Here is a 7,250-nt window from a genome sequence, read left to right as displayed (position 1 = left end):
CACGTGTTACTCACCCGTTCGCCACTAATCCACACCGCAAGCGGTGCTTCATCGTTCGACTTGCATGTGTTAAGCACGCCGCCAGCGTTCATCCTGAGCCAGGATCAAACTCTCCGTTGAAGTAAAACAGACACAACCAGGCACAATGGAAATAACACCACACCCGGCTGCACAAAATTTGAAACCAGCTAAAAACACCAAACCATCCACGGGGGTGGACAATCCAGCGCAAATAACCAATTAATAAAAATCGGTATCAACAAACTTGGCACACTATTGAGTTCTCAAACAACAGACACACCCGGCACCACCCAAACCAAACATTCAGGATCGCTCCGGAGCAACTTTTCAAACTTACCCGATTCCCTTCCTTCAGGCAAATCAACGTTTCCGTCAATTCCTGAACAAAGGTCCCTTGAAAGCATCAAGGCCAGCCGGAAATCCGGCTATCTTCGGGGGAGTTTTGGCCGCCTCCGGGTCCCAGCTCTTCGCTGTCCCCCTCGCGGCGACTCAGAAAACATTACACGGGCCGCGGAGCCGGCGCAAATCAGCCTGGCGCGGTCGCAGGAGCCCCGGAATCCCGGGCGAAACCCGCCCATGAAGCGCCGCCGGCGGTGCAACGATGCCCCAAGCCAGCCAAGTGAAGCCGCTCACACCACCGGACATGTCCACCCGGAGCGGCGAGGAGTGCGCAGGGCAGCGATACGTCCGCCCGCACCCCCACGGAAGAACATGTCCACGCGGAACCGTGCCACACCCAGGCACCGAACCAGAAAGTCACCCGGAAACGCAAAAAGGGCCGGCAACCAAACGGTTGCCGGCCCCTTCTCAAGCTGCTGAAATCAGTGCTCTCCTGAATTACAGTAAGACGTGATTACCAGGAAGACTTGGTGATGCCCGGGAGTTCGCCCTTGTGTGCCATGTCGCGGAAACGGACACGGGAGATGCCGAACTTCTGGAAGGTACCGCGCGGGCGGCCGTCGATGACGTCGCGGTTGCGGACGCGGATCGGGGAAGCGTTGCGGGGAAGCTTCTGCAGGCCGAGGCGTGCAGCTTCGCGTGCTTCGTCAGTCGCGTTGGGGTCAACCAGGGTCTTCTTCAGTTCGAGGCGCTTGGCGGCGTAGCGCTCAACGATGACCTTGCGCTGCTCGTTGCGAGCAATCTTGGACTTCTTAGCCATGTTTAGCGCTCCTCTCGGAATTCGACGTGCTGGCGGATCTTCGGGTCGTACTTCTTCAGGACCAGGCGGTCCGGGTCGTTACGACGGTTCTTCCGGGTCACGTAGGTGTAGCCGGTGCCCGCAGTGGACTTCAGCTTGATGATCGGACGTACGTCCTTGTCCTTCTTTGCCATTAGAGCTTCACCCCACGAGCAAGGATTTCGGCGACGACTGCGTCGATGCCGCGAACGTCGATGGTCTTGATGCCCTTAGCCGACACAGTCAGCGTGACATTGCGGCGCAGGGACGGAACCCAGTAGCGCTTCTTCTGGATGTTCGGGTCGAACCGGCGCTTGTTGCGGCGGTGCGAGTGCGAAATGCTGTGTCCAAAGCCCGGCTCGGCTCCGGTCACCTGGCAGTGTGCTGCCATGTCGACTCTCCTCAAAGTTTTGGAATAACGGCCCGCAGAATTCCTGCCTGCCGTGCGGTCAGTGACGTCCGGCGCCGGTCCACTATGTTTTCGGTAGTTCCCGCAGCACCAAAGACCGGCTGAAAACCAGCACAGGATTTGCCGCTGCGGCGAAGGAGTGGGTCCGGAAACTGGTTCCGGGATACCGGGCGGATGGAGGAACGAAGCAACTTGAGCCCCTAACTACCGGCCACCGGATCTTCCGCCGTTCCCGACAGTCACCGCCAACCGGAGCAATTGCACACGCTCCGCGCCACCTAGCGCCTAATAAGTCTAGGTGCTACGTGAAATTAAGACCAATCCGGTGTATAGGAGCCAGTTCAGGTGAGGCCGCCCACGGCCCGGCAAGCAGGGACACCAACGACGGAAGTCCCCGCTACAGGCGCGTCAGTTCCGGGTACCTCGGGCTCAGCCCGTCACCGGACGAGGTGCCCTTGACCCGCCGAACCACCCAGGGAACGGCGTGCTCCCGCACCCATTGGGCATTTTCGCGGAGGGCAGCGATCCGGCCGGCACGCGCGACGGCGGTGCTTCCGCCCGCCAGGCCGGGCTCCGTTTCCGTGGGCACCAGCCGTTCGTGCTCCAGCACGTCCAGCACCCGGTTCGCCATGTTGATGTGCCCGGCGGTGGACATGTGCATCCGGTCCCGGTCCCACATACGCCAGTCGTGGTACTCGCCGAAGCGCCAGTAATCCACCAGGCTGGCGCCATGCCGGTCCGCGATTTCCCGGACCAGTTCGTTGTAGATCGCGGTGCGTCCGCGCATGGTGCCGAAAACCTTCGAACTCCGGGAGTCGAAGCCGGTGAACAACACTACGGCGGCGCCCGTGGCGCGCAAGGCGGCCAGGCCGGCGTCGTAATCCTCCATCAGGGAATCTATGTCCACCTTGGGGCGGAAGATGTCGTTCGCCCCGGCGTAGATGGTCACCAGTGTGGGTTGGAGCGCGACGGCGGCGTCCACCTGTTCTGCGATGATCTGGCGGAGCTTCCTGCCACGGATGGCGAGGTTGGCGTAGCCGAAGGAGTCGTTGTCCCGGCCGAGCTGTTCGGCCACCCGGTCCGCCCAGCCGCGGACGCCGTTGGGCCGGGCGGGGTCGGGGTCGCCGACGCCTTCGGTGAAGGAATCCCCCAGTGCGACATAACGGGCCGAAAAATCCATGCCGACAGTCTAGTCACCGGGTGCGGCGGCCCCGTGACTCTTCGAGGCTCAGCGTTCGCGCAGGATCCAGTGGTCCGGCTTGAGGCGGGCCACGATCTTCTCGCCGATGCGCGCGAGGTCCGCGACGTCGTCGTCGGTCATAGCGTCCATCATCAGCTCCCGGACTGACTCCACGTGCCCCGGCGCGAGGCCGACAATGGTGTCCATTCCGGCGTCGGTCAGGTGCGCCACGGTGACGCGGGCGTCGCGGGGGTGTCCCTCGCGCTCCACCCACCCGCGTTTCTGCAGCTTGGTGACCACGTGCGACAGCCGGGAGAGGGAGGCGCTGGTGCGGGCCGCGAGTTCGCTCATGGGCAGGAAGCGGCCCTCGGATTCGGACAGCATCGCCAACACGTTGTAGTCGAAGAGGGACAGCTTCCCCGCGGCCTGGAGTTTGGTGTCCAACGCCGCCGGCAGCAGGGTGTTGATGCTCACGAGGGCCAGCCAGGCGCGGCGTTCCTCGGCATTCAGCCAGCGGGGTTCGGTCATGGAACCATCCTAGGCGGGGGTCCGCTGGGTAGTCTGGTGCCATGTTCATTGTGTCGCTGACGTACAAGGTCCCCGACGAAATCGTCGACTACCACCGGCCCGCCCATATGGCCTGGGTGAAGGAGACCTTCGACGCCGGAATCTTCCTTGCGTCCGGCCGTCGCGTTCCGGCGATCGGCGGTGTGTTGCTGTCCGGCGTCGACCGCGCCACCCTGGACGAAGCCCTGGCACGCGACCCCTTCTATTCCAACGGCGTGGCCGACTTCGAAATCATCGAATTCTCCGTGACCTCGGCCGCCGAAGGCTACGAGAACCTGCTCGACTGAATAGCGTGGCTGAAGCAGCCCGTCTTTTGCCTCCTGGCACCGCATAACTGGCCCGGTTCCAGGCCAGAACCGGCTAGAACTGGGCCACTTCAGTCATCCTCGCCCTCGAGGTGCCCAGGCGTTCCGGGAGGACCGCAGGCATCAGGGCCGGCCAGCGGGCGCCGAGGTGGTCGCCGCTTGAGACGCCCCGGAGCCGCCGGGAGAACCACGGGGCGACGTCGCGCCCCAGCCAGGCGGCGTCGTCGGCGATTATTTCCGTGCGGCTGCGCGGCAGCGGCGGGGCGAGAACCGGCGCCGGCAGCGAGTGCGCCGCCCCGAGCACCTCAAGGACCTTCACCGCCATGTACTGGTGGCCGGGAGTGGACATGTGCAGCCGGTCCGGCGCCCACATCCGGCGGTCCTGGAAGCGTTCGAAGCACCAGTGGTCCACCAGCAGCGTGCCGTGTTCGCGCGCGATGCGCCGGATGTGCTTGTTGAAGATGGCCGTGCGCAGCTTGAGTGGCTCCAGGACCGGGGACAACGGAACGTTGTATTCAGTGAACAGCAGCACCCGCGTCCCGGTCCCGGCAATCCGGGCGACGGCGGCCTCGAAACGGCGGATGAGCGCCCCGAGGTCCAGGCGCGCGGCGAGCAGGTCATTGCCGCCGGCATGGAAGCTGACGAGGGTGGGCTCCATGGCGAGTGCGGCGTCGAGTTGTTCGTCCACGATCCGGCGGAGCCGGCGGCCGCGGACGGCGAGGTTGGCGTAGCGGGTGCGCGGATCGTTCCGGGTCAGCTCTTCGGCCACCCTGTCGGCCCAGCCGCGGCAGTCGTTGGGCATGCGGAGGTCGCGGTCGCCCACGCCTTCGGTAAAGGAATCGCCGACGGCGACGAATCGCACCGGTCCGGTGCTTGCCAAATCCGGGCTGATGTTTGTGCTCATGCCGGTTTCCGCTCCTTTGCTGCCTTGTTTTGCAGGAGCCGTTTCTCCTGCAGTTTCCGGAGCCCGCCCTTGCGGGGGACCTTCACGGGGTCGGGCCAGCGGGGGCTGAGGGAATCGCCCAGGGTGACCCCGCGCAGCTTGCGGGCAAACAGCGGAACCACCCAATCGTGGATCCAGCGGCGCTGCAGGCGTTCCCATTCGCGCAGCTTCAGGCGCCGGGGCGGGTCCCAGTCCTTCGGGGAGATCTTGTGCGGTACGCCCAGCTGGTCCAGGACCCGGGCGGCCAGGTACTTGTGGCCGGCTTTGGACATGTGCAGCCGGTCCGCGGCCCACATCCGTCGGTCGTGGTAGGCGTCCATGCACCAGTAGTCCACCAGCACCGCACCATGTTCGGCGGCCAGTTCGCGGACCCGCTGGTTGTAGAGGGCGTTGCGCTTTCTGAAGGGTTCCAGCACGGCGGAAACCTTGACGTCGTAGCCGGTGAAGAGGACCAGGGTGGCGCCGGTTCCGGCGAGGCGGGCCACGAGTTGCTCGTATTCGCCCATGAGCTGTTCCATGTCCGTGCCGAAGTCGAGGATGTCGTTTCCTCCGGCGTACAAGGTGATGAGGCTTGGTTTCAGGGCGAGGGCGTGCTCCACCTGCTCGTCCACGATCTGCCGCAGCCGCTTGCTGCGTACGGCAAGGTTTGCGTACTCCCAGCCCGGTTCAGCCTTCGCGAGCTTCTCGGCCACCCGGTCCGCCCACCCGCGGACCCCATTGGGCAGGTGCTTGTTCCGGTCCCCCACCCCCTCGGTGAAGGAGTCCCCGAGGGCAACAAACCGCCGTCGCCCGTCAGCGGAAGAAAGAAAACCAACCACGCCGCGACCCTACCCGCAGCAATCAACCGCAAGGGAACAGAGAGCTTAACGGACGGCGTCGGGCACCGCGGTACTCCCACGAAGCATCCGGGAAAGGAGCCACAGAGTCCTCGGGATGGGCAGCAGAATGGCCAGGGCCAGCGCCGGAACCAAGGCGAACCCGACGTCCGGGAGCTGCCGGACGATCACCGGCAGGTGGGTTTCGAAGTGCGCCGGGGCGTAGCTGAAGCTGAGCCACAGCAGGAACGCGTCCAGGGTCAGCGCTGACCCTGCCAGAAGGAAGATCCGCCACCGCTTTCCTGGGGAGACCGCCCGGCGCGTTCGGAGGAGGAGGACCAGGGCCAACACGAAGCTCACCAGTTCGGCGAGCAGGAGCGCCGCCGCGACCACCCAGCCGTTGCGCTGCAGCCAGTCCTCCTGGACCACCGTAGGCGCCGGGTCCTGACCGTGGAGGATGCGCAGGATGTTGCTGTCCAGCGCCTTGAGCCGTGATGGCGCGGAGGTGTCGTTGGCGTTGATCACCAGCGCGACCCCGAGGCCGGAAGACGGGACCACGGCGGTGTAGGTGTGGGTGTTGCCCCACTCGCCCTGGTGTTCCAGGAGCAGTGGCGGCCGGCTGCCGTCCGCCGTCGGACTTGCGGCCTCGCTGAGCGGGCGGGTGAACCACCCCATGGCGTACCTCTTGGCCTCGTCCACGCCGACGGCGGGCGTCAGCATCGCCTCGACGCTTTCGGGGCTGAGGATCCGCTTGTCGGCGTACCGTCCTCCGCCGATCAGGGCGACCAGTTCGTGGCCCAGGTCTTCCGCCGAGGCATACATGGTGGTGGACGGCATGCCCGTGGTCGGTGCAGGCACCCCCGTCTGGAGCCAGAGAGAACCGAACCACAGCGAGTACCCTCGGGCCAGGCCGTCGGCTTCCGCGGAGGCCCGGCTGGTGTGGCTGTGGTCCATGGCCAAGGGACGGAAAACGTGGTCCCGCATGTAGTCCCCGAACGGCTGGCCGCTCACGGCCTCCACGAGGAGGCCCAGGATGTTGAAGTTCGCGTTGGAGTACCCGAATGCTTCTCCGGGCTCGCCCTCGAGCGAGGCTCCGGCCAGATCCCGCACCCCCTGTTCGAGGGCTTCCGGGGCCTGGGTGTCGGAGGCTTCCCAGGCCGTCCCGTCGGCGGAGGACAGCCCGCTCGCTTGGTGGAGCAGGTGCCGGACGGTGATCCGGGAGGCCCGGCTGTCGTTCAGGCTGAACCAGGGCAGGTAGCTCTGCACCGGCTCGTCCAGGGCAAGCCGGCCGGCCTCGACCTGCTGGAGCACGGCGATCGCCGTCAGGGACTTGCTTGTGGAGGCCAGGAGCACCGGGGTCTGAGCCGTCATGGGCCTGCCTGCATCGTCCGCCCTGCCGAAGGCGCCCTGATGGACCTGCTTGCCGTCCCTGATGATCACGACGGCGGCGCCCGGGATCCCGAGCGAGTCCAGTTGGTCCTGCAGGTAGTTGTCGACGGCCGCGTAGTTATCGACGGCGACGAACGCGGGATCCGCACCAAGGTGCGGACTGCCGGGCAACGGCGCCAGCAGGCCAAGACCGACGGCAGTGCCGGCGGCCTGGACCGCGGCAAACAACCGAAGAACGTTAAGCATGGCCCCCGCCATCCCGGGCACCGCACCTCCGGTCCCCGTCCTCCCAAAGTAAGCCGCACCCCGCCCAACCACAACGAAAACCGCAAGGGAACAGCGGGGCCGAACTACCGCCGTCGGGCACAAAGGCAAAAGGTGAAAGGAGCAAGGAGCCGCACCAAAAGGCGACAAACCCACCAGCCGCAGCCGGTGCTTTGCAGG

9 protein-coding genes and 1 rRNA gene are annotated in these 7,250 nt (G+C 65.4%); 1 reads left to right on the top strand and 9 read right to left on the bottom strand.

From position 1 onward, the window contains the following. From BLP88_RS17080 to BLP88_RS17055, 6 genes are all read right to left on the bottom strand, one after another. Positions 1-120 (bottom strand): 16S ribosomal RNA (locus BLP88_RS17080); the annotation flags it as partial. 754 nt (positions 121-874) lie between these two features. Then, positions 875-1,180: a 30S ribosomal protein S14 gene (rpsN, locus tag BLP88_RS17075; protein ID WP_074591188.1), complete on the bottom strand. Its 306-nt coding sequence runs from the start codon at positions 1,178-1,180 to the stop codon at positions 875-877. Positions 1,181-1,182: 2 nt separating this feature from the next. After that, positions 1,183-1,353 carry a 50S ribosomal protein L33 gene (rpmG, locus tag BLP88_RS17070; protein ID WP_070348673.1) on the bottom strand — a complete coding sequence of 57 codons (171 nt, stop codon included), beginning with the start codon at positions 1,351-1,353 and terminating at the stop codon, positions 1,183-1,185. Further along, a complete protein-coding gene (gene rpmB / locus BLP88_RS17065) occupies positions 1,353-1,589 on the bottom strand; it encodes a 50S ribosomal protein L28 (RefSeq protein ID WP_074591186.1) in 237 nt (78 codons plus the stop codon). The genes rpmG and rpmB overlap by 1 nt, the downstream gene beginning before the upstream one ends. A gap of 415 nt (positions 1,590-2,004) precedes the next feature. Continuing rightward, positions 2,005-2,787 (bottom strand): SGNH/GDSL hydrolase family protein, encoded by a 783-nt coding sequence (locus BLP88_RS17060; protein WP_074591184.1) that lies wholly within the window; start codon positions 2,785-2,787, stop codon positions 2,005-2,007. A 48-nt stretch (positions 2,788-2,835) separates the two neighbouring features. Further along, a complete protein-coding gene (locus BLP88_RS17055) occupies positions 2,836-3,315 on the bottom strand; it encodes a MarR family winged helix-turn-helix transcriptional regulator (RefSeq protein ID WP_074591182.1) in 480 nt (159 codons plus the stop codon). 41 nt (positions 3,316-3,356) lie between these two features. Here BLP88_RS17055 and BLP88_RS17050 point away from each other — a divergent pair, with 41 nt between their 5' ends. Further along, complete coding sequence (locus BLP88_RS17050) at positions 3,357-3,641, top strand: YciI family protein (protein ID WP_074591180.1); 285 nt, start codon at positions 3,357-3,359, stop codon at positions 3,639-3,641. A gap of 73 nt (positions 3,642-3,714) precedes the next feature. Here BLP88_RS17050 and BLP88_RS17045 read toward each other — a convergent pair whose 3' ends face one another. The 3 genes from BLP88_RS17045 to BLP88_RS17035 are packed head-to-tail and all read right to left on the bottom strand — an operon-like array spanning position 3,715 to position 7,052. Then, a complete protein-coding gene (locus BLP88_RS17045; protein ID WP_074591178.1) occupies positions 3,715-4,563 on the bottom strand; it encodes an SGNH/GDSL hydrolase family protein in 849 nt (282 codons plus the stop codon). Further along, entirely contained in the window at positions 4,560-5,420 is an 861-nt protein-coding gene (locus tag BLP88_RS17040; RefSeq protein WP_074591177.1) for an SGNH/GDSL hydrolase family protein, read from the bottom strand. The genes BLP88_RS17045 and BLP88_RS17040 overlap by 4 nt, the downstream gene beginning before the upstream one ends. Before the next feature lie 45 nt (positions 5,421-5,465). Then, positions 5,466-7,052 carry a serine hydrolase domain-containing protein gene (locus tag BLP88_RS17035; protein WP_084111326.1) on the bottom strand — a complete coding sequence of 529 codons (1,587 nt, stop codon included), beginning with the start codon at positions 7,050-7,052 and terminating at the stop codon, positions 5,466-5,468. Positions 7,053-7,250 lie beyond the last annotated feature (198 nt).

Origin of the sequence: Arthrobacter cupressi, assembly GCF_900099975.1 — a bacterium.
Classification (GTDB): domain Bacteria; phylum Actinomycetota; class Actinomycetes; order Actinomycetales; family Micrococcaceae; genus Arthrobacter; species Arthrobacter cupressi.
Note: the sequence above shows the minus strand (reverse complement) of the source record. Positions and strands in the feature narration are given on the sequence as shown.